Annotated in this window: 22 protein-coding genes; 10 read left to right on the top strand and 12 right to left on the bottom strand. The window is 71.5% G+C overall.

Features of this window, described 5'->3' with window-relative positions; translation table 11 throughout:
* Positions 1-35 precede the first annotated feature (35 nt).
* The 6 genes from ACFO0B_RS16830 to ACFO0B_RS16805 form a co-directional block, all read right to left on the bottom strand.
* On the bottom strand, positions 36-467 hold the full coding sequence (locus ACFO0B_RS16830; protein WP_378613408.1) for a GyrI-like domain-containing protein: 432 nt from the start codon (positions 465-467) through the stop codon (positions 36-38).
* A gap of 3 nt (positions 468-470) precedes the next feature.
* Positions 471-929, bottom strand: a complete 459-nt coding sequence (locus tag ACFO0B_RS16825) for a GyrI-like domain-containing protein (RefSeq protein WP_378613407.1) — start codon at positions 927-929, stop codon at positions 471-473.
* A gap of 285 nt (positions 930-1,214) precedes the next feature.
* Entirely contained in the window at positions 1,215-3,395 is a 2,181-nt protein-coding gene (locus ACFO0B_RS16820; protein ID WP_378613406.1) for a transglycosylase domain-containing protein, read from the bottom strand.
* Between the two features lie 97 nt (positions 3,396-3,492).
* On the bottom strand, positions 3,493-4,392 hold the full coding sequence (locus tag ACFO0B_RS16815; protein ID WP_378613405.1) for a carbohydrate ABC transporter permease: 900 nt from the start codon (positions 4,390-4,392) through the stop codon (positions 3,493-3,495).
* On the bottom strand, positions 4,389-5,351 hold the full coding sequence (locus tag ACFO0B_RS16810; RefSeq protein ID WP_378613831.1) for a carbohydrate ABC transporter permease: 963 nt from the start codon (positions 5,349-5,351) through the stop codon (positions 4,389-4,391). The genes ACFO0B_RS16815 and ACFO0B_RS16810 overlap by 4 nt, the downstream gene beginning before the upstream one ends.
* A gap of 126 nt (positions 5,352-5,477) precedes the next feature.
* A complete protein-coding gene (locus tag ACFO0B_RS16805) occupies positions 5,478-6,779 on the bottom strand; it encodes an ABC transporter substrate-binding protein (protein WP_378613404.1) in 1,302 nt (433 codons plus the stop codon).
* A gap of 126 nt (positions 6,780-6,905) precedes the next feature.
* On the opposite strand from ACFO0B_RS16805, the gene ACFO0B_RS16800 reads away from it, so the two are divergent.
* Positions 6,906-7,745 carry a DUF2786 domain-containing protein gene (locus ACFO0B_RS16800; RefSeq protein WP_378613403.1) on the top strand — a complete coding sequence of 280 codons (840 nt, stop codon included), beginning with the start codon at positions 6,906-6,908 and terminating at the stop codon, positions 7,743-7,745.
* On the top strand, positions 7,742-8,245 hold the full coding sequence (locus ACFO0B_RS16795; RefSeq protein ID WP_378613402.1) for a TIGR04338 family metallohydrolase: 504 nt from the start codon (positions 7,742-7,744) through the stop codon (positions 8,243-8,245). Before ACFO0B_RS16800 ends, ACFO0B_RS16795 begins: the two co-directional genes overlap by 4 nt.
* A gap of 20 nt (positions 8,246-8,265) precedes the next feature.
* Here ACFO0B_RS16795 and ACFO0B_RS16790 read toward each other — a convergent pair whose 3' ends face one another.
* Entirely contained in the window at positions 8,266-9,216 is a 951-nt protein-coding gene (locus ACFO0B_RS16790) for an o-succinylbenzoate synthase (RefSeq protein WP_378613401.1), read from the bottom strand.
* Between the two features lie 91 nt (positions 9,217-9,307).
* On the opposite strand from ACFO0B_RS16790, the gene ACFO0B_RS16785 reads away from it, so the two are divergent.
* Genes ACFO0B_RS16785 through ACFO0B_RS16775 form a run of 3 tightly spaced genes read left to right on the top strand, consistent with a single transcriptional unit; the run spans position 9,308 to position 10,444 of the window.
* Positions 9,308-9,706: a hypothetical protein gene (locus ACFO0B_RS16785; RefSeq protein ID WP_378613400.1), complete on the top strand. Its 399-nt coding sequence runs from the start codon at positions 9,308-9,310 to the stop codon at positions 9,704-9,706.
* Between the two features lie 58 nt (positions 9,707-9,764).
* Positions 9,765-10,010, top strand: a complete 246-nt coding sequence (locus tag ACFO0B_RS16780; protein WP_378613399.1) for a hypothetical protein — start codon at positions 9,765-9,767, stop codon at positions 10,008-10,010.
* Between the two features lie 59 nt (positions 10,011-10,069).
* Positions 10,070-10,444, top strand: a complete 375-nt coding sequence (locus ACFO0B_RS16775) for a hypothetical protein (RefSeq protein WP_378613398.1) — start codon at positions 10,070-10,072, stop codon at positions 10,442-10,444.
* 3 nt (positions 10,445-10,447) lie between these two features.
* On the opposite strand, the gene ACFO0B_RS16770 is transcribed toward ACFO0B_RS16775, so the two are convergent.
* Complete coding sequence (locus ACFO0B_RS16770) at positions 10,448-11,617, bottom strand: thiolase family protein (protein WP_378613397.1); 1,170 nt, start codon at positions 11,615-11,617, stop codon at positions 10,448-10,450.
* A gap of 90 nt (positions 11,618-11,707) precedes the next feature.
* Here ACFO0B_RS16770 and ACFO0B_RS16765 point away from each other — a divergent pair, with 90 nt between their 5' ends.
* Complete coding sequence (locus tag ACFO0B_RS16765; RefSeq protein WP_378613396.1) at positions 11,708-12,229, top strand: winged helix-turn-helix transcriptional regulator; 522 nt, start codon at positions 11,708-11,710, stop codon at positions 12,227-12,229.
* 51 nt (positions 12,230-12,280) lie between these two features.
* Here ACFO0B_RS16765 and ACFO0B_RS16760 read toward each other — a convergent pair whose 3' ends face one another.
* Together ACFO0B_RS16760 and ACFO0B_RS16755 are read right to left on the bottom strand one after the other, a co-directional pair.
* A complete protein-coding gene (locus ACFO0B_RS16760; protein WP_378613395.1) occupies positions 12,281-12,487 on the bottom strand; it encodes a DUF397 domain-containing protein in 207 nt (68 codons plus the stop codon).
* A gap of 488 nt (positions 12,488-12,975) precedes the next feature.
* Positions 12,976-14,058 (bottom strand): ABC transporter ATP-binding protein, encoded by a 1,083-nt coding sequence (locus tag ACFO0B_RS16755; RefSeq protein ID WP_378613394.1) that lies wholly within the window; start codon positions 14,056-14,058, stop codon positions 12,976-12,978.
* Positions 14,059-14,260: 202 nt separating this feature from the next.
* Between ACFO0B_RS16755 and ACFO0B_RS16750 the strand changes: the two genes are divergently transcribed.
* Positions 14,261-15,682 carry a phenylacetate--CoA ligase family protein gene (locus ACFO0B_RS16750; protein WP_378613393.1) on the top strand — a complete coding sequence of 474 codons (1,422 nt, stop codon included), beginning with the start codon at positions 14,261-14,263 and terminating at the stop codon, positions 15,680-15,682.
* 5 nt (positions 15,683-15,687) lie between these two features.
* On the opposite strand, the gene ACFO0B_RS16745 is transcribed toward ACFO0B_RS16750, so the two are convergent.
* Positions 15,688-16,935, bottom strand: coding sequence for a hypothetical protein (locus ACFO0B_RS16745; RefSeq protein WP_378613392.1), 1,248 nt, complete (start codon positions 16,933-16,935; stop codon positions 15,688-15,690).
* Positions 16,936-17,165: 230 nt separating this feature from the next.
* Here ACFO0B_RS16745 and ACFO0B_RS16740 point away from each other — a divergent pair, with 230 nt between their 5' ends.
* Positions 17,166-17,450 carry a LuxR C-terminal-related transcriptional regulator gene (locus tag ACFO0B_RS16740; RefSeq protein WP_378613391.1) on the top strand — a complete coding sequence of 95 codons (285 nt, stop codon included), beginning with the start codon at positions 17,166-17,168 and terminating at the stop codon, positions 17,448-17,450.
* A gap of 5 nt (positions 17,451-17,455) precedes the next feature.
* Here the strand turns inward: ACFO0B_RS16740 and ACFO0B_RS16735 are convergent, their stop codons facing one another.
* Positions 17,456-17,857, bottom strand: a complete 402-nt coding sequence (locus tag ACFO0B_RS16735; RefSeq protein ID WP_378613390.1) for a hypothetical protein — start codon at positions 17,855-17,857, stop codon at positions 17,456-17,458.
* Between the two features lie 128 nt (positions 17,858-17,985).
* On the opposite strand from ACFO0B_RS16735, the gene ACFO0B_RS16730 reads away from it, so the two are divergent.
* Together ACFO0B_RS16730 and ACFO0B_RS16725 are read left to right on the top strand one after the other, a co-directional pair.
* Positions 17,986-18,780 carry an LLM class F420-dependent oxidoreductase gene (locus ACFO0B_RS16730; protein WP_378613389.1) on the top strand — a complete coding sequence of 265 codons (795 nt, stop codon included), beginning with the start codon at positions 17,986-17,988 and terminating at the stop codon, positions 18,778-18,780.
* Between the two features lie 78 nt (positions 18,781-18,858).
* Positions 18,859-20,649 carry an ABC transporter substrate-binding protein/permease gene (locus ACFO0B_RS16725; RefSeq protein WP_378613388.1) on the top strand — a complete coding sequence of 597 codons (1,791 nt, stop codon included), beginning with the start codon at positions 18,859-18,861 and terminating at the stop codon, positions 20,647-20,649.
* Positions 20,650-20,651: the final 2 nt, after the last annotated feature.

Here is a 20,651-nt window from a genome sequence, read left to right as displayed (position 1 = left end):
CGTGCGCGGCCCACCGGCCGCGCACGGCGCGAGTCTCAATCCAGCGAGACGTACACCTCGACAGACGTAGGTCCCGTGTACCGCTCCAGCTCCGCGGTGTGCGACCGCGTGATCGTCCCGGCCGCCTCGGCCTTCGCCACCTGCGCCCACGCGGTCCGCAACAGGTCGTACGGCTTGTCCGAGACGACGAAGCGCGCGTAGCGCCCCTGCGGAATCCGCGTCAGCACATCCCCGGGGTCGAGATCGTCCAACCCCCTCACCTCGTACCCCAGCACCGCGACCGCGTGATCGTTCTGCCCGATGTAGGCGGCGGCCCTGGTGACGGTCTTCTCCCGCGCCAGATACCGATCCCAGGTGAAGTTCACCAGATCGAGGTCGCGGGCAGCCACCTCACGCCCGGTCAACGGCACCGTCAACCCCGCGACCAGGATTTCGTCCAGGGTGACGAGTTCGAAGTCCACAGCCATGTCCTACCTGTTCCCGTGTTCGTCGGCCAGCGCCACGAACACCTCGACGGTGCGGGCGTCGGGGTACTGCTCGACATCGCCGGTGTAGGAGCGCACCAGTTTGCCCGCGGCCTCGGCGTCCCACACCGTGCGCCAGATGGACACGATGGTGTCGCCGAGGTTGTCGCCGCTGGCGGTGAAGCGGGCGAAGCGGCCTGCCGGAACCCGGGCGAGCACGTCGCCGGGGAGCAGGTCGGCGAGCCCGCGGCAGCGGTAGCCGACGATGTGCGTGAGGTACGAGTTGATCTCGGGGGCGTGGTCGACGTAGGCCGTCGTCGGCGGGCCGGGGAGCCTGCGGGCGAGGTTGCGCTTCCACGCCTCTTCGACCTTCGCCCGCCGCGGTCCCTCGACCGCGAGCGCCGGGCTGCGAAGTACTGTTCCCGCCACCAGCGTCTCGGGACGGTCAACGACATTGAAATCCACCGGCGTAGCCCCTATGTCTCGTCTTTCGTCGTCGCTCGAGCGCTATCCTCCCGCATCGCCCGCCCGGCGACGCTGTCGGCCCCGCGCCCGGCGCGTCGTTCGCGGCTCGAGCCCTTCGTGCGGTTTCGTCGCAGGTCGGCGCGGTGCCGACCGGCCGGGACCACCGAGGTCCGGCCCATGCGTCGCTCTCACTCCGGTTAGCTCTCACTCTGGCCAACGATGCTGCCACGTCCGTGGTTCCGCGGGGACCGGGTAGGCGTAACCGTGATCTTGGCGGTAACACGTTCAGCGGCCGCTGAGACCGGGGAAGAGCTCGCCGGGCTCGGCGGGGCCGGAGGTGGCGGGCGGGATCACGATGAAGGGTTCCGCGGGCGTCGGGCTCGGCGCGGTGCCGGTCTCCGGCCCGAAGATGCCGAATCCCCCGCCGGGGGCGGTCGGTTGCGGTGCCGCGGCGGCGGGGAACTGCTCGACGGGGGTGCCGTCGAGCGCGCCGTCCATGGTGTCCTTCCAGATGTCGGCGGGCAGCCCGGAGCCGTAGATGTCGCCGCCGCGGGCGGTCCGCAGCGGCTGCGGCAGGTCGGTGCCGATCCAGACCGCGGTGGCGAGCGCGGGGGTGAACCCGATCATCCAGGCATCCTTGTTGGCCGCGGTCTCGCCGAGCTGGGTGGTGCCGGTCTTGGCGGCGGACGGCCTGCCACCGGCGAGCCCGTGGTTGTTGGAGTAGCCCGCGACCGGGAGCATGGCGCGGACGGTGTTGTCGGCGATGGCGCGGGAGATGCGCTGTTCGCCGCGGCCGGGGTCGCCGCGGTCGAGCAGGACCTCGCCGCCGCCGGTCACCACCTTCTGCACGAAGTACGGCGGGTGGTAGACGCCGCCGGCGGCGAGGGTGGCGTAGGCGGAGGCCATGTCGATCGGGCGCACCAGGTACTGGCCGAGCACGATGCCGTTGTAGGGCGGTGCGCCGTTCTCGGTGAGCGTCTTCCCGACGCCGGGCAGCTCCTCCGGGATGCCTGCCAGGTGCGCGGCGTCGGCGATCGAGCCGGGCCCGTCCGACATGGACATGGTGAGCCGGTAGTAGACGGTGTTGAGCGAGCGCTTCAGCGCCTCCGCGAGGCTGCACTTGCCGCAGCTCTCGCCGCCGACGTTGGTGATGGTCGCGTTCCGGTCGGTGACCGGGCCGCTGTCGAAGGTCCGGGTGAGCGGGATCGCCTGCTGCTGCGCGGCGATGGCGGCGAAGACCTTGAACGCGGAGCCGGTCTGCAGCGGGGCGGCGGCGAAATCGTAGCCGGTGCCGTCGGCGCCGCCGTAGTAGGCGCGCACCGCGCCGGAGCGCGGGTCGACGGAGACGACGGCGCCGCGCAGCTGCGGCGGTTGCGGGCCGAGTCTGCTCGTCACCGCGTCCAGCGCGGCCTGCTGTGCGCGGGCGTCGATGGTGGTGGTGATCTGCAGCGCGCCGGTGTTCAGCTGGTGCTCGTCGATACCGGAGTCGGCGAGTTCGCGCAGCACCCGGGTGCGCAGCAGCCCCTCGGGGCCGAGCGCGGTGCTGGTGTCGGGGATGTCGGTGACCGGGATGATGTTCGGGAAGGCGGTGGCGTCCCGCTCGGCGGCGGTGAGCGTGCCGAGCTCGACCATGCCGTCGAGCACGTAGCGCCAGCGGTCGCGCAGCTGCGGCAGGTGCGTCTCCGGGGTCAGGATCGACGGCGAGCGGATGACGGCGGCGAGCACCGCGCCCTCGGCCGTGGTCAGCTCGGGCACCGGCTTGCCGAAGTAGTTGGTGGCGGCGGCCGCGATCCCGTACGCGCCGCGGCCGTAGTAGATGGTGTTCAGGTAGGCGGCGAGGATGTCGTCCTTGCTCCACTGCCGCGCCATCTTGGCGGCGATCACCAGTTCGCGCAGCTTTCTGGTGACGGTGCGGTCGTGGCCGAGGAAGGCGTTCTTCACGTACTGCTGGGTGATGGTCGAGCCGCCGCCCGCGTTGTCGTGGCCGAGCAGGTTGTCCCGGACGGCGCGCAGGAAGCCGCTGGTGGAGTAGCCGGGGTTGCTGTAGAAGTCGCGATCCTCGGCGGCGAGCACGGCCTGGCGCACCGGTACGGGGACGTCGGCGAGCGGTGTCGGCGTGCGGTTGCCGTTCGGCGGTACGACCGTGGTGAGCACGGTGCTGCCGTCGGCGGCGAGCACGGTGGCGGTGCGGGCGCCCTGCGCGTTCTCCGGACTCGGGATCTCGGCGCTCCAGTAGACCAGCACGAAGAGCAGCGCGGGCACCGCGACGAAGACGACGGTGAGCGCCAGCAACAGCCGCCGCAGCCGCTGGCCACGGGTGCGGTGCGGCCGGACCGGCGCGCCGGGCGGGGTGTTCCCGGCTCGGCCGGCGGCACCCGGGCCGGGCAGCGGCTTCCAGTGCGCTGTTTCGTCGTAGACGGGCCGCGGGGTGCTCCGGGGCGCGGGGGGCTCTTCGGACGAGCTCACGAGCCTCTCCTTCCGAAAGCGTCGGCGAACTCCCGGTGCGGCTACCCGCGAACCCCGCGGTGACGTCCCCCGACTTTACCCGGTGACGACGGCCCGATCAGCTCTTGACACCGCCCGCGGTGAGCCCGGAGATGATCCGGCGCTGGAACAGCAGCACCATGATCACCAGCGGCACCGTGACGATGAGGCCTGCCGCCATGATCGCCGCGTACGGCTGCACCAGCGGGTCGTTGCCGGAGAAGCGCGCGATGGCGACGGTCACCGGCTCGGTCGCGCTGTTGGAGAGCAGCCGGGCCAGCAGGTACTCGTTGACCGCCGCGATGAAGGCGAGGATCGCGGTGGTGAAGACCGCGGGCGCCGCCAGCGGCAGCATCACCAGCCGGAAGGCCTGCAGCTTGCTCGCGCCGTCGATCCGCGCGGCCTCCTCCAGCTCCCACGGCAGCTCGGCGAAGAACGAGGCGAGGATGTACACCGTCATCGGCAGCACGAACGAGATGTTCGGGATGATCAGCGCCTGGTACTGCCCGATCCAGCCGATATCGCTGAACAGCTGGAACAGCGGGGTCACCAGCACGACCACCGGGAACATGGAGGCGCTCAGGATCAGCCCGGAGACGATGTACTTGCCCCGGAACTGGATCCGGGCCAGCGCGTACGCCGCCAGGACGCCGATGACCAGCGCCACGACCGTCGTCGCGAACCCGATGATGACGCTGTTCAGCAGCGCCTTGCCGAAGTCGTTGCCGCGGGTGGTGTCGAACGCGTTGCGGAAGTTCTCCAGCGTCACGTGCGTCGGCCACGGGGTGTTCTCGAACTGGTAGGCGGGATCGCGGAAGGCGGTCACCGTCATCCAGTAGAACGGCGCGAGCCCCCAGAGCAGCACGATCAGCGCGCCGAGGTAGAGCCGGACGGTGCCGAGCCGCTTGGACCACGGCTGCTTGTTCGGCACCGCGGGGCGGGTGGCTTCGGGCTTTCCGGTGTCGATGGCGGTGCTCATGCCTTGCGCTGCTCCTCCTGCGTGCGGACCGCGTTCGCGCCGAGGACCTTCACCAGCACGAAGGCCACCGCGAAGATCATCAGGAAGGTGATCGTCGAGAGCGCGGCCGCGCTGTTCGGCCCCTGCCGCACCTGCTCGACCACCAGGATCGAGAGGGTCTTGGTGGCCGGGTTGCCCAGCGTCATGATCGCGGGCAGGTCGAACATCCGCAGCGCGTCCATGGTGCGGAAGAGCACCGCGACCAGCAGCGCCGGCTTGAGCAGCGGCAGCGTGATGTGCACGAAGCGCTGCCAGGCCGAGGCGCCGTCCACCTTGGCCGCCTCGTACACGTCGGCCGGGATCACCTGCAGCCCGGCGAGCAGCAGCAGCGCCATGAACGGCGTGGTCTTCCAGACGTCGGCCGCGATCACCGCGAAGCGGGCGGGCCAGGCGTCCGAGGTCCAGAGGATCTCGGTGCCGAGGAGCCGGTTCACCACGCCGTCGTACTGGAACATGAACTCCCAGAGCCGCGCGGTGACGGCGGTCGGGATGGCCCACGGGATGAGCACCGCGGCGCGCAGCAGCGCCCGGCCGCGGAAGGTCTTGCCCATCACCACGGCCATCGCCAGGCCGAGCACCACCTCCAGCGAGACGGTGACCACGGTGAAGAAGAGCGTGACGCCGACCGCCAGCCAGAACTGCGAGCCGAGCGTGCCGGTGGGGCACGGCACCAGCCCGCCCGTGGCCTGGCACTGCTGCAGCAGCCAGTGCGTGTAGTTCGTGAAGCCGGCGCCGCCGCCCTCGACGAACATGCCGGTGGCCGGGTCCAGCCCCGCGTCCTTCTCGAAGGACATCCAGAGCGCACGGAAAACCGGGTAGCCGATGACGACGGTCAGCGCGATCAGCACCGGAAGGACGAACAGCCACGCCCGGCGGGAGCGCCGCCACTCCGCGGCCAGCGCCGCGAAGAATCGGCGCAGCGCCGAACCCCGGTCGTCACCACTTGCGGGCGGCTGCTGCTGTTCCTTGACCAGGGTGGCCGTTCCCGAAGGATCCGACACGTTCTCTCCTACGGGTCGTCGGTATGCCGGGCGCGATGCCGCCGGTCAGTTACCGGCGGTCTCGATGCCCTTCTGCATGCCGATGATCGCGTCGTCCACCGACTTGGTGCCGTTCAGCGCCGCGTAGGCGTTGTCCTGCACGGCCTTCGACACCGCGGAGTAGAACGGGGTGACCGGGCGCGGCACCGCGCTCGCGATCGACTCCTTGAGCGCGGGCAGGTACGGCATCTGCGCGATCAGGGCCGGGTCGTCGTACATCGACGCGCGCACCGAGGGCAGCGCGCCGGAGGCGACGATCTGCTGCGCCTCCTCCGAGATCAGGAAGCGAAGGAAGTCGAGCGAGGTCGCCTTGTTCTTGGAGAAGGCGCTGATCGCGGCGTTGTAGCCGCCGAGCGTCGAGGCGCCGACGCCGTTCTCTCCGGGCAGCGGGGCCACCCCGAACTTATCCTTGACCTGCGAGGCGTCGCCGCCGGCCTCACCGAAGAAGTACGGCCAGTTGCGCAGGAAGAGCAGGTTGCCGCTGGCGAAGGCGTTGCCGCTCTCCGGCTCCTTGAAGGTGATCGCCTCGCGCGGGATGTCGCCCTTCTTGTAGGCGTCGACCAGCGTGCTCAGGCCGGTGCGGGCCTGCGGGCTGTCCACCGTCGGGGTCTTGCCGTCCGGGCCGACGAAGGTGCCGCCGTAGGCGTTGATCACCTCGGCGGTGTTCACCGTGAGGCCCTCGTAGGGGGCCAGCTGGCCCGCGTAGCAGCCGATGTTGTTGTCCCGCGCCACCTGGCACTGGCCGAGCAGCTCGGTCCAGGTGCGCGGCGCGGTCGGCACCAGGTCCTTGCGGTAGAAGAGCAGGCCGCCGTTGGTGTTCCGGGGCGCCGCGTAGAGCGTGCCGTTGTAGGTGGCGCTCGCGACCGTCGGCGAGAGCAGCGCGGCGGTGTCGATCGAGAAGGTGTCCTTCAGCGGCTGGATCCAGCCCTTGGCCGCGAACTCCGCGGTCCACGGGACGTCCAGCGCGACGACGTCGTACCCGGACTGCTTCGAGCGCATGTGCTCGACCAGGTCGTCGTACTGCTGGTTGGCGTCGTTGGACTGCTCCTTGAACGTCACCTGCTCGTTCGGGTGGGTGGCGTTCCAGCGCTCGATGATCTGCTTCACCACGCCGGTCTCGGTGGTGTCCTTGCCCTCCACGTAGGTGATCGGGCCGCGGCCGTCGAGATTCTCCGACGTCGGGTTGCCGCCGTCACCACTGGAGCAGGCCGACGCGAACGTGGCCGTGAGCAGCGCCGCGGCGGCAATCGCCAGCGACGCCCGCGGCACGAGCGACGAACGTAGGGACGACACCTGCGGCAAAGCCATCACGAACACTCCCGGGTCGAGACGTGAGCGGCGGCACATCAGCCGACGCACAAGGCAAGATACATGGTGTTCACCGGGAGCGCTGGAGCGCGTTCCCCTTCGGCGCCGCTCGCTAGGCTGGCCGGGATGACTTCGCCGAATGCGGTTCCGGACCGGATGCTCACCCGGATCGGCGGCCTGCTGCGCCAGGCCGAGTCCACCGACAACGAGCACGAGGCCGAGGCGTTCCTGGCCGCGGCCCAGCGGCTGGCCACCCGCTCCGCGATCGACCTCGCGGTGGCGCGGGCGCACGTGGCGGGCAGGCAGCGCCGCGCCGCGCCGATCCAGCGGGTGATTCCGATCGGCGAGCCGGGCCGGAAAGGTCTGCGCACGTACGTGCAGCTGTTCGTCGCGATCGCCGCGGCCAACGATGTGCGCTGCGATGTCGCGCGCACATCCACCCAGGTTTTCGCCTACGGCTTCGCCGGTGACATCGACGTCTGCGAGGCGCTCTACAGCAGCCTGCTCGTGCAGATGGTGCGGGCGAGCGACCAGTACATCAAGTCCGGCGGCTATCGCTCGGCCACCGTCGAGAAGGTGCTGGTCGAGAAGCGGTTCGGGCGCACCGTGCGCCGCCGGGTCGCCGCTCCGGTCGCCCCGGTGACCGCCCGGCTGAATTTCCAGGCGGCATTCGCGGCCCGGGTCGGCAAGCGGCTCGCCGAGGTCAAGGCCGAGGTGGTGCGGGAGGCCGATGCACCGGCCGAGGCGGGCAACCCCGGTACGGCGATCGCGCTGCGCGAGAAGGAACTCGAGCTCACCGACTTCTACAGCAGGACCTCCGAGGCGAGGGGCACCTGGCGCGGTGCGGCTGCCTCGCTCACCCCGTCCGCGGACGCGCGCCGCGCCGGTGATCGCGCGGGCCGGGCCGCGCGGCTCGGCACCGCGCCCGAACTCGGCGCCCCGCGCGGCGAGCTGCCTGCGCCGTGACCGCGCGCGACAGCCAGCGGGGTGCCGTCTACGACGCGGAGCAGCTCGTGCGGGGGGCCTTCGAGCGGGCCGACGAGTTCGGCAACCGCACCGTCGAGGTCTTCGGTTCGCAGCTCACGCTGCCGGTGGAGCGGCGGTTCGGGTCGGTGGAGTCGGTGGCCGGGTACGTCGAGCGGGTGCTGGCGTTGAACTGGGTGCGCGCGGAGTGGCCGCGGGCGGCCGTTCCGGTGCGGGTGCGGGCCAGGCGCGGGGTGAGCGCGGCGCACTACGAACCCGATGGCGCGGTGCTCGCGGTGCCGGTGGAGCGGGTGTGGGCGCTGCGCGAACTGGTGGTGCTGCACGAGCTCGCGCACCACCTGGCGCCGCCGGAACCCGCCGAGCCCGCGCACGGCCCCGCCTTCTGCGCCCGCTACCTGACGTTGCTCGACGGCGTCGTCGGGCCGGAGGCGGCGCTGCTGCTGCGCTCCGCGCTGCTCGGCACCGGCGCCGGGATCGGGTGAGGCGATCTGTCCGTAACGGCCTACCCCTCGACCAGCGCGCGCACCCGCTCCAGGCGTTCGATCCACCACCGGGTGCGTTCCGGGTCCGGGTGCCGGTAGCGCTCCAGCAGCTCCGGATCCGGCACCGGCGGCGCGGTGGGCACCGCGAGGAACCCGTCCACCGGCAGCACCGGCTCGGCCAGCACGTCGCCGGTGAAGAGCGCCCCGGTGCCGAGCCCGCAGGCGTGCGTCAGCTCCGGCAGCGCCCCGGCCAGCGCCAGCTGCGCGCCGAGCCCGACCCCGGTCTCCAGCGCCGACGACACCACGCACGGCAACCCGGCCGCCTCGGCCACCCGCAACGCCCGGCGCACCCCGCCGAGCGGCGTGCACTTGATCACGGCGATATCAGCGGCCCCCGCCACCGCGACCCGCAGCGGATCCTCCGCGCGCCGAATGGATTCGTCCGCCGCGATCGGCACCCCGACCCGGCGGCGCACCGCGGCCAGCTCCTCGATCGTGCGGCACGGCTGCTCCGCGTACTCCAGCCCGCCCGCGGCCCGGTCCAGCGCGCGGATCCGGGTGACGGCGGTGTCGACGTCCCACACCGCGTTCGCGTCGATCCGCACCGCGCCACCCGGCCCGAGCGCAGCCCGCACCGCCTCGACCCGCGCGATGTCCTCCGCGAGCGAGTCCGGGTGGTCGGCGACCTTGACCTTGGCGGTGCCGCAGCCGGATTCGCGGACGATGCGGTGCGCGCGCTCCGGGTCGACGGCGGGCACGATGCAGTTCACCGGGATCCGCGCGCGCACCGGCGCGGGCCACCCGTCGTTCGCCTGCTCCAGCGCGGTGGCCAGCCAGTGCGCGGCCTCCCGGTCGTCGTACTCCGGGAACGGGCAGAACTCGCCCCAGCCGCGCGGGCCCTCCAGCAGCACGCCCTCGCGCACGGTGATGCCGCGGAACCGGGTGCGCAGCGGGATCGCGTAAACCAGCATGCCGGAATTCTGCCGCAGCGCCGGAAACCCCCGGATGCACTCGAGTAGTTTCCCGGTACCCGGCAGCCAGGTCCACGCCGATCATCGATGCATGACGACCGCCTACCCCGACCCGCGGTACGGCGCCGTGCCGCCCCCGCCGCCCCCGCCGCCCGCGAAGAAGGAGCTGAACCCGCTCGACGTGACGCTCGGCATCGTCCTGTACTCCGTCGCGCTCGTGCTCGCCGCCTGCTCCGCCTACGCGACCATCTTCTTCGCCTTCGCCGCCGATTCCTGCAGCTACGGCGGCAGGAGCTGCGACTATGTCGGATCGGCGATGGGCGCCTCCTGGGGCGGCGCCGCGCTCGCGGTCGTCTCCGGCGCGGTCATGCTCCCGATCGCCGCCTGGCGCCGCCGGCCGCTCTGGATCTGGGGCGTCGTCCCGCTGATCTTCGTCATCGGGGGTTTCCTCATCGGCTACAGCATCGTCTCGGCGGGAATCTCGGCGTGACCGGACGGGTGCCCGTCGCTTCCTCTCGCCGAGCCTCCTGACCTGCGAGGATCTTCCCATGACCACGGCCTGCCCAGCTCCGCACGAGCCGCGGATCGACTACGGCCGGCCGCTCCCGCCCCCGCCGGGCCGGCGCCCGTTGAACGCGGCCGGCACCGCGATCGCCATCGTGCTCTACGCCCTCGCCTTCGTCCTCGCGCTCTGCTCGGTCTTCGCCACCCCGTTCTTCGCCTTCGCCGCCGACTCGTGCACCCTCGGCCGGGAGTGTGACTTCATCGGCACCGCATCGTTTCCGGCGAGCTGAGCTGATCCGGCTGCGCGGCAGGCGTTCCCGGGGCACGCTGGAGGGGTGAAGGGGGAAGCATGGCTCGGTGGTTCGATTTCGCCTCCCGGCGCCCGGAGTGGCGCGACCCCCGCCCCGCCTCCCCGCTCGACCTGTTGCGCACGGTCGCGGGCGCGCTGTTCGCGCTGCTGGTCGCCGGGCTCGCCGTCGCGCTGGTCCCGCTCTACGGGCTCTTCGCCGACGAGCGCGGGGACGGCCTCGGCGAGGTGTGGCCCGCGGCGCTGATCGCCTGGGGCGGGCTGGTGTTCGGGGCGGTGGTCGCGGTCTCGCACGTGTGGGAGCGAGTGCGGTACGGCAGGCCGATCGGCTGGGGCCCCGCGGTCGCCGTCCCGGTGATCGTCGAGGCCTGGCTGCTCGGCCTGGTGTTCGCACTCGCCCTCAGCGAACTGCGGTGATCACTACAGGGTTTCGACGATCATGGCGTTGGCCAGCCCACCCGCCTCGCACATGGTCTGCAGCCCGTACCGCCCGCCGCGCTCGCGCAGCGCGTGCACCAGCGTGGTGGTGAGCCGGGCGCCGGAGGCGCCGAGCGGGTGCCCGAGCGCGATGGCGCCGCCGTTGACGTTCACCTTGGCCAGGTCGGTCCCGGTGTCGTCGGCCCAGGCCAGCACCACCGCGGAGAACGCCTCGTTGATCTCGACCAGGTCGATGTCGGCCAGCCCGAGCCCGGCCCGGCTCAGCACCTTGCGGGTGGCCGGGATGACGGCGGTGAGCATGAGCAGCGGGTCGTCGCCGACGACGGCGAAGCTGTGCAGCCGGGCCAGCGGGGTGAGCCCGAGCTCGGCGGCCTTGGCGCCGCTCATGATGAGCACCGCCGCGCTGCCGTCGTTGATCTGGCTGGCGTTGGCGGCGGTGATGTTCCAGCCGATCTCCGGGAAGCGGGCGGCGAGCGCCTCGTCGTAGTAGGCCGGGCGCAGCCCGCCGAGCAGCTCCAGGCTGCTCCCGGTGCGGATGCCCTCGTCGGTGCTGAGCCCGGCGAGCGGCGCGAGCTCGGCCGCGAAGGCGCCGTTCTTGGTGGCCAGCGCCGCCTTCTCGTGGCTGGCCAGCGCGAACTCGTCCAGCCGGGTGCGGCTCAGCCCCCAGCGCGCGGCGATCAGCTCGGCGCTGATGCCCTGCCCGACCAGCCCATCCGGGTAGCGCTCGGCGAAGCCGGTGCCCGAGATGTCGTCGGCGCCGAGCACGCTCGACCCCATCGGCACCCGGCTCATCGACTCCACCCCGGCCGCGATCACCACGTCGTAGGCGCCGGAGATCACGCCCTGCGCCGCGAAGTGCACCGCCTGCTGGCTGCTGCCGCACTGCCGGTCGACGGTGGTGGCAGGGACCGACTCCGGGAAGCCCGCCGCGAGCACCGCCCTGCGGGTGAGGTTCACGCTCTGCTCGCCGGACTGCGTCACCACGCCGCCGATGACGTCGTCCACCAGGGCCGGATCGATCCCGGCCCGGTGCACCACCTCGCGCAGCGAGTGGGCGAGCAGATCGACCGGGTGTACCCCGTGCAGCGCGCCCGTCGGCTTGCCCTTGCCGATCGGAGTGCGGACCGCTTCGACGATGACTGCGTCTCGCATCGTGCTTCCTTCCGTCCGGGGAGCCTTCTGGCTCTACCTCGACATAGCCAGTTTCTCCCCTGGCAATAGTTGAGTCAAGTCAGATCGGGTATGATGTGCGCCATGGCAGCCGTGATGGAAGGACCCCTCGCCGATCTCGCCGCCTGGCGGCCGACCGAGTGCTCGATCGCCAAGGCGCTCGACCTCGTCGGCACCCGCTCGGCGATCCTGATCATGCGCGAGGCGTACTACGGCACCACCCGCTTCGACGGGTTCGCCGCGCGGGTCGGCATCACCGATGCCGCCGCGGCAGCGCAGCTGCGCAAACTGACGGCCGCCGGGTTGCTCGCCAAGGAGCCGTACCGGGAGGAGGGGCAGCGGACCAGGCACGAGTACGTGCTCACCCCGATGGGGCGGGATCTGCTGCCCGTCGTGCTCGGGCTCATGCAGTGGGGGGACAGGTATCTGCAGGATGGGCCTGCGCCGCTGCTGCTGGTCGAGGAGGGGACGGGGGAGGCGGTGCGGGTCGAAGTGCGCAGTGGGTCCGGTGCGGAGGTCGAACTGGAGGGGCTAGGGGTTCGGTTGAACGAGGAGTTCGTTCGGGGGCGGCGCTCGCCGTCCGTTCCGAGGTGAGCGGCCCCCGCTACGTGGGGGCCGCTCAGTCGGTTGCGGAAATGTCGGCGGCTATGCCTGGTAGAACTCTCCGGCTTTCACTCCGGCGACGAATGCTGTCCACTCGGACGGGGTGAAGTCAAGGACGGGGCCGACGGGGTCCTTCGAGTCGCGCACAGCGGTATGTCCACCTTCCAGGTGGGCGATTTCCACACAGTCCCCGCCCGCTCGGCTGAACGTGCTTTTGAACCAGCGTGCCCCGGTCAGGTCAGCGCTCACAATTCGTACTCCTTTCGCGGAGCGCCGCGGCGAAGTGGACGAGCACGGGGAGCGGCAGCGTCCGGCACTCGCCGATTCGCCGCGGGAACGGCATTCGTTGCGTCCGGAGCGGCACACCGCCGGAGAAGCGCAGAGCGGACTCGGACTCGCGTTCTGGCCCAACGACAATGATGACCGGAAGCAGATCGCCTATGCCACCTTCGACCACCCTTACCAGCACGACGGAGCCGCGGAGCGAACTCCCGCCACAGCGGATTACGAAGCGGCCTGGCAGAACTACAATTCCGCACTCGCCCACTGGTTCCGGTGCGCCGAGCCGGAGCCGCGGGAGGTCCGCGTAGCGCTCATGACTGCCCGGGCGCGATTCCTGGAAGTCGCGGCTGTTGGCATCCGGCTCAACTCACTGTGCACAGACTTCGCCCAGGCCAGATCAGGTTCGAGGGCTCGGACTGCGGGGGCGCGGCCTGACGACCGCGCCCCCGGGCACCTCAGTCGAGCCGGCTCCCGTTCGCCGCGTCGAAGAAGTACACGTGCTCCGCAGCGACCCCGAGTTGCAACTTCGCCCCCTTCGGCGGCGGATTCCGCCAATCCGCCCGCGCAACGACCGTCTCGTTGGCCCCGGTCGGCGAATCACCGAGCGTGCGCCCGTAGAGGTAGGCGTCGGAGCCGAGCTCCTCGACCACGTCCACCTCCATGGCGATGCCGGCGTCGCCGCCGAGCTCGAAGTGCTCCGGGCGGATGCCGACGGTGAGCGCGCCGGAGCAGGCGTCGGTCACCGAGCGCGGCACCGGGATCGGGCAGCCGCCGAGTGACACCGCGCCGTCGCTGACCGGGAGGGTGAAGAGGTTCATGGCCGGTGAGCCCATGAAGCCGGCGACGAAGACGTTGGCCGGGTCGCCGTAGAGGTCGCGCGGGGTCGCGCACTGCTGCAGCTTGCCGTCCTTGAGCACCGCGACCCGGTCGCCCATGGTCATCGCCTCGACCTGGTCGTGCGTGACGTAGACGGTGGTGGTGCCGAGCCGCCGCTGCAGCTGCGCGATCTGGGTGCGGGTCTGCACGCGCAGCTTGGCGTCCAGGTTGGAGAGCGGCTCGTCCATCAGGAACACCTGCGGTTGCCGCACGATCGCCCGGCCCATGGCGACGCGCTGCCGCTGCCCGCCGGAGAGCGCCTTCGGCTTGCGCTCCAGGTACTGCTCCAGGTCGAGCAGCTTGGCCGCCTCCAGCACCCGGGCCCGCGTCTCGTCCTTGGGGACCTTGGCGAGCTTGAGCGCGAATCCCATGTTCTCCGCGACCGTCATGTGCGGGTAGAGCGCGTAGTTCTGGAACACCATCGCGATGTCGCGGTCCTTGGGCTCGGCGTGCGTGACATCGTCCGCGCCGATCAGGATGCGCCCGTCGCTCACCTCCTCCAGCCCGGCCAGCATGCGCAGCGAGGTGGACTTGCCGCAGCCCGACGGGCCGACCAGGACGAGGAACTCCCCGTCCACGATCTCCAGGTCGAGGCGGTCGACGGCGGGGGTCGGGTTGCCCGGGTAGAGCCGGGTCGCGTGTTCGAAAGTAACCGTGGCCACGGTGGATGACCATCCCTTCACCGGCAGGAACGTGCCGGACGATCCGAGTAGGGGAATCGCCGGGATGCTATCCGGTCGGCCCGGCTCGCGCATCGGGCGCCGCCCGCCGCGGGGCCGATGGTCGAAATGTGTCACCGCCGCGTCGTACAGCCGGACGGCGCGGCGGACAGGTCGCGCCGGGTCACACGGAAGGAGCGACGGCGTGCTGCCGAACCCTCTCTCGGACACCTCTGGACTGCCCGGCGCGCTCCGCGTCTTCCGGGACGCGGCCGAGCACGTGCCCGCCTACCGGGATTTCCTGCGGGTGCACGGTATCGCGCCGGGCGATATCAGGACCGCGGCCGACTTCGCCGCGCTGCCACCGCTCACGAAACAGAACTACATCGCGGCCTACCCGGCGCACCAGCTGCTGCCGCACGGCCGGATCACCGGCGCGGAGACCTGGTCCGCCAGCTCGGGCTCGTCCGGCGAGCCGACCTACTGGGCGCGCGGGCCGGTAGCGCTGCGGCAATCCATCGAGCTGCACCGCCGGATCCTGCGCGGCCTCGGCGCCGACCGCCGCCCGACCCTGGTGGTGATCGGCTTCGCCATGGGCAGCTGGATCGGCGGCACCTACACCTACCAGGCGATCACCGCACTGCACCGGCGCGGCTTCCCGATCTCGGCGATCACGCCCGGCGTCGACGTCGCCGCCGTCCGCGCGGCGCTGCGCAGCCTCGGCCCGCAGTACGGCCGGGTGGTGCTCGCCGGCTACCCGCCCTTCCTGCGCGACGTCCTGGACGAACCGGGGGTGGCCGACGGCCTGGATCTCCGGGTGCTCATGGCAGGCGAGAACATCGGCGAACCGTGGCGCGACCACCTGCTCGAGCTGGCGGGAAAGCCGGGAAGGCCGGAGGTCTCCACGCTGATCTACGGCACCGCCGACCTCGGGATGATCGGGCACGAGACCGTGTCGACCATCGCGGTGCGCAGGCGCGCCGAGCAGCTCCCCTCGCTCCGGCGGCGGCTCTTCGGCACCGCGGGCGTACTGCCGACCTTCGTCGAGTACGACCCCGGCTACCGCTACGTCGAGCCCGACCCGAGCGGCGCCCTGCTCTTCACCGCGCACAATGCGATTCCGCTGGTGCGCTACCGGATCAACGACGAGGGAGCGGTATTCGGGCAGCCCGAGTTGCGGGCCGCCCTGCGCGAGGCCGGCTGCCCGCCCGCGCTGCGCGCCACCACGCGCAGCGCCCGCTACCTGGTGCTGAACGGCCGGACCGATGTGGCGGCCACCTTCTACTCGGTCAAGATCACCCCGGAGGCGATCCGCGCCGCACTCGCCGATGCCGGGCTGGTGCGCACCCTGACCGGGAAGTACCTGCTGGACAGCGTCGCGGACGAACGCTTCCGCCCCGAGCTGGTGCTCCGGGTGCAGCTGCGCCCCGGCGTCCGCCCCGACCCCGCGCTCGCCGCGCTGGTCGGGAAGACGACCGTCGCGACGCTGTGCCGGGTCAGCAGCGAGTACCGCGAGCTGCACCGGGTCTCCGGTGAGCGCGCCGAACCCACCGTGCTCCTCGACGACTTCGACAGCCCCCGGTACCGCTACCGGATCAAGCACCGCCCGATGCGGCAGGTGGCCTGATGCGCTCAGTCCAGCAGCACCCCGCGCAGCGCGACGTCCGCGGCGAAGGCGGCGTTCTCCTCGGGCGACCGGTCGCGGAAGGTGAAGCAGCGCAGCAGGATCGCGTTCGTCAGCCAGGCCGCGACCTCCGCGGGCGGGTGGTCGTCGGCCAGCTCCCCGCACTTCTGGCCGCGCTCGATCACCGGTTCGATGACGGCGGGCAGGTTCAGCTGTGCCTTGATCGAGCGAAACCGCTCCGGTGCGCCATAGGTGTCGTGCGCGACGGCGACCAGCAGGGCGTCCATGAAGGCGGTCTCCGCGGCGATCAGCCCGGCGCAGCCGAGCAGGTAGCGGCGGATGGTCGTCGCGGCGTCGACATCGAAGGCGGCGGCGTCGGCGATCTCGGTGCCGAGCTGGTCGAACGGGGTCCGCAGCGCCGCCTCGATGATGTGGATCTTGCTCGGGAAGAGCAGCTCGAGCTTGTCCCGCGGCACGCCGGAGGTCTCGGCCACGTGCGCCATGGTGGTGTTGAAGTACCCCCGGTTGCCGAATTCGAGCCGGGCGGCGGCGATCACGGCGGCGCGCGGATTGCTCGGCAGCGCCACCGGCGCCCGCATCGGTGCCGGATCGCCGACCGGCCGGTGCCCCTCGTCGAAGTCGATCGCGCCGTTGAGCAGCGCCGACATCGCGTTCGCCAGCAGCTCGGGCGTGACGAGCTCCGGCTCCGCCCGCATCCGCAGCTGCACCCCCTCCAGCAGGGCGTTCACCGCGACGGCGAGGGTGCTCGCGCCGAGCGGGCGGCGCAGCGTGACCCCGACCCGGTCGAAGGCGGCATCGAGCACGGCGTGCGCGGTGGCGTCGCGCTGCCGGTAGGAATCACGGAGCCGGGCGCGCAGCCTGGCATCCGCGGGCGCCAGCCAGTGCGCCAGCAGCTGCCTGGCGAACCGGCGTGGTTCGGTGAGCGCCGCGTACCGGCGCAGCACCAGTTCGTGGATGGCCCGGTCGCCGCGCTGCCCCGCCGCGTCGAACCGCTCGATCTCCGCGCGCAGCTCGTCCGCGCCGCAGTGCACCGGCGGCGGCAGCGTGGCGGCGATCGCGTCGAGGAACAGCTGCTTGGTGCGGAACTTCCGGGAGAAGGTGGCCGCCGCCGCACCGGAGATCTCCACCAGGCGATCCCGGTTGAGGCCGCGGTCGAGCACCCGCCCCGGCTCCTCGGTGAGTGTGCGCAGCGCCGCCTCGATGAAGCGGGCAGTGATCGGATCCGCGGACTTCATCGATGCGATCCCCCTCGCCTGGCTCTGTCCTCGGCCGCGGCCCCGAACGACGTTCCCGCAGCACACATCCCCGAAAGTGCCGAAATCGTCGCAGCCCGTGAGCCGGAATTGTCGCACGGGCGACGGATCGGTGTCACAACGGGGACTGACCTATGCGTGCACAGCGAATCAGATGGAGAGGATCACCCGGATCGACCGCTCCGCCGGGCGGCACACGAGAGAGACGCGTCATGAACCGGAACGCAACCGCCATGTCCGAACCCGCGCCGAAGCCGGAGCGCCGATACGCCGACCCCGGGCTGAGCGCGCGGGAGGCCGAGGTGGTCAGGGAGTGGCTGCTCGCCGAGAACAAGGACCAGGTCTGCCGCAAGCTCTACCTGGCGCCGGGGACGGTCAACACCCACCTCGCCAGGGCCAGGCGCAAGTACGACGAGGCCGGCCGCCCCGCCGTCACCAAGGCACAGCTGCTCGCCAGGGCCGTCCAGGACCGGCTGCTCGACCTCGAGGACTTCTGACCTGCTCACGGCCGGGTCAGCACCGCGCGGATGCCCTGCGCGGTGAGCCGGTGCAGCGTGGTGTTCGCCAGGTACGCGGCCAGCGCGCGGGCGCCAGCCACTCCGCCCGGACCGGCCAGCCGGCCGAGCCGGAAGCGCGCCGCCGCGGTGCCTGCGAGCAGCTCGAACGCCACATCCACCGAGAAGCCGTCGCTGCTGACCAGCGTGACCGCCGCGACCTCGATCCCGAGCCCCGCCGGCCGCCCCGCCGCGGCGCGGTCCCTGGCCCGCACCACCCGCAGCCGCCGCACATTGTCCGGCTCCCGGTCGGCGGGCGCGGGCGCCATCCTGATCGTGTGCACCGCGTCGATGAGCTCCGCGAGCGCGGCATCGGCGGCCACGACGTCGAAACATCGGCCCTCACCCATGTGCCAAGTATCGGTGCTGCGCGCGGCGCCGACCAGTCATCGGTTCCGATGATCATCGCGTCGGCGCGCCGCCCCGCCCGCCGGTAGCCTCGCCCCGGGAACACCCAACGGACGACGAGGAGCAGAGCATGAGCCGACCGGTTCGCATCGGAGTTCAGCTGCAGCCGCAGCACGCCCCCGAGTACCAGCTCATCCGGGACGCGGTACTGCGCTCCGAGGACGCCGGGGTGGACATCGTCTTCAACTGGGACCACTTCTACCCGCTGACCGGCGACCCCGAGGGTGCCCACTTCGAATGCTGGACCATGCTCGGCGCGATCGCCGAGCAGACCGAGCGGGTGGAGCTGGGGGCGCTGGTCACCGGCGGCGGGTACCGGAACTTCGATCTGCTCGCGGATATGGCGCGCACGGTGGATCACATCAGCGGGGGCAGGCTCATCCTCGGCATCGGGGCGGGCTGGTTCGAACGGGACTACGACGAGTACGGCTACGAGTTCGGCACCGCGGGCAGCCGGTTGGCGCTGCTGAAGGACGGCCTCGCCCTGATCGACGCCAGGCTGAAGAAGCTGACCCCGGCGCCGACCCGGCACATCCCGGTGCTGATCGGCGGCGGCGGCGAGAAGAAGACGCTGCGGCTGGTGGCCGAGTACGGCGATATCTGGCACAGCTTCGGCGACCTGGAGACCTTCACCCGCAAGAGCAACATCCTGGCCGAGCACGCGGCCGCGGCAGGCACCGACGCGGGCCGGATCGAGAAGTCGACGGCCTGGCCGGGGGTGGAGCGGGCGAAGGGGTTCCACGCGGCGGGCGTCACCCTCTTCACGGTGGGCACCAGCGGCCCGGATTACGACCTGAGCCAGGTCGAGGAGGCGATCCGGTGGCGCGACGAGGTGAACCCGGAGTCGGTGGTCGGGCTGTCCTGATCGCGGCGCACAAGGGTTTCGCGCTGTGAGACGCCTGATAGCCGGTGATTCGCTCATCCGCGGCTAGGGTTGATTCCCATGTCGGTTTCCCGTGCGGTCCGCTCGTCGGCCCTGCTCGTCGCGGTCCTCGCGGTCGCCTCGCTCGTGCTGAGCGGGTGCGGCTCGGGCGACGGCGGCGGGCAGGCCCGTGACCTGTGCGCCCCGCCGGGGCCGACGGCAGCGTCGGCGGCCCCGGCCAATCTCGCCGCCCCGCAGGGCGCGGACGCCGACCGCTACACCACCCCGAACGTGGTGCCGCTGAACTCGATCGACGTCACCAGGCTCGGGCTGATCACGCCCGGCAAGCTCAGCGTCGGCACGCTCTCCGACGCCCCGCCCAGCATCTGCGTGAACAGCGGCAACCAGGTCACCGGTTTCGACAACGAGCTGCTGAAGGCCATCGCGGGCAAGCTCGGGCTGACCGTCGACTTCGCCACCACCGACTTCTCCGGCCTGCTCGCCAGCGTCGCCGCGGGCCGGTACGACGTCGGCTCGTCGAACATCACCACCACCGACGCGCGGCGTCAGCTCGTCGGCTTCACCAACGGCTACGACTTCGGCTACTTCTCGCTGGTCACCCCCGCGGGCAGCGCCATCCGGAGCTTCGCCGACCTGCGGCCGGACACCAGGATCGCGGTGGTGCAGGGCACCGTGCAGGACGAGTTCGTCGTCAACCAGCTCGGACTGGACCCGGTGAAGTTCCCGGACTACAACACCGCCTACGCGAACCTGAAATCCGGCCAGGTGGACGTCTGGGTGGCGCCATCCGCGCAGGCCGACGGCGCCATCGCGCCCGGCGACCCGATCACGATCGCGGAGAACACCTTCAGCCTGGACAACTTCGTCGGCTACGCCGCCGCCAAGACCAACCAGCCGCTGCTCGACGCGCTGAACAGCGGCCTGGACGCGGTGATCGCGGACGGCACCTACGCCCGGCTCTACCAGGACTGGGTGCCGCGCGAGCTGCCGCCGGGCTGGAAGCCGGGCTCGCGCGCCGCGCCGACCCCGGAGCTGCCCGACTTCCGCGCGCTCGCCGCGCGGAACGAACAGCCGGAACAGGCGGCGGCAGCGCCGAAATCGACGTTGCAGCAGCTCGGCGACACCTTCTTCGACTGGTCGCTGTACCGGCAGGCGTTCCCGGAGCTGATCAAGACCGGGCTGCCGAACACGCTGATCCTCGCGGTGGTCTCCGGCGTGCTCGGCACGGTGCTCGGCATGCTGCTCGCGGTGGCGGGCATCGCGCGCACCCGGTGGCTGCGCTGGCCCGCCCGGATCTACACCGACATCTTCCGCGGGCTGCCCGCGGTGGTGATCATCCTGATCATCGGGCTCGGTGTGGGCCCCATCGTGCGCAACATCACCGGCAACAACCCGTACTGGCTCGGCGCGGTGGCGCTGGCGCTGCTCGCCTCGGCCTACATCGGCGAGATCTTCCGCTCCGGCATCCAGTCGGTGGAGCCGGGGCAGCTGGAGGCGGCGCGCGCGATCGGCTTCGGCTACCGGCAGGCCATGACGCTGGTGATCATCCCGCAGGGCGTGCGCCGGGTGCTGCCCGCGCTGATGAACCAGTTCATCGCGCTGATCAAGGACTCGTCGCTGATCTACTTCCTCGGGCTGCTGGTCAGCCAGCGCGAGCTCTTCGCGGTCGGCCGCGATCTCAACGCGCAGACCGGCAACCTCTCGCCGCTGGTCGCGGCCGGGCTCGTCTACCTGCTGCTGACCATTCCGCTCACGCACCTGGTGAACTACATCGACCGGCGGATGCGCACCGGCCGCCCGGACCAGCCCATCGACCCGGCAGACCAGGCCGCCATCACCGAAGGACGCTGATC

The sequence above is a fragment of the Nocardia jiangsuensis genome (assembly GCF_042650385.1).
Taxonomy (GTDB): Bacteria; Actinomycetota; Actinomycetes; order Mycobacteriales; family Mycobacteriaceae; genus Nocardia; species Nocardia jiangsuensis.
Note: the sequence above shows the minus strand (reverse complement) of the source record. Positions and strands in the feature narration are given on the sequence as shown.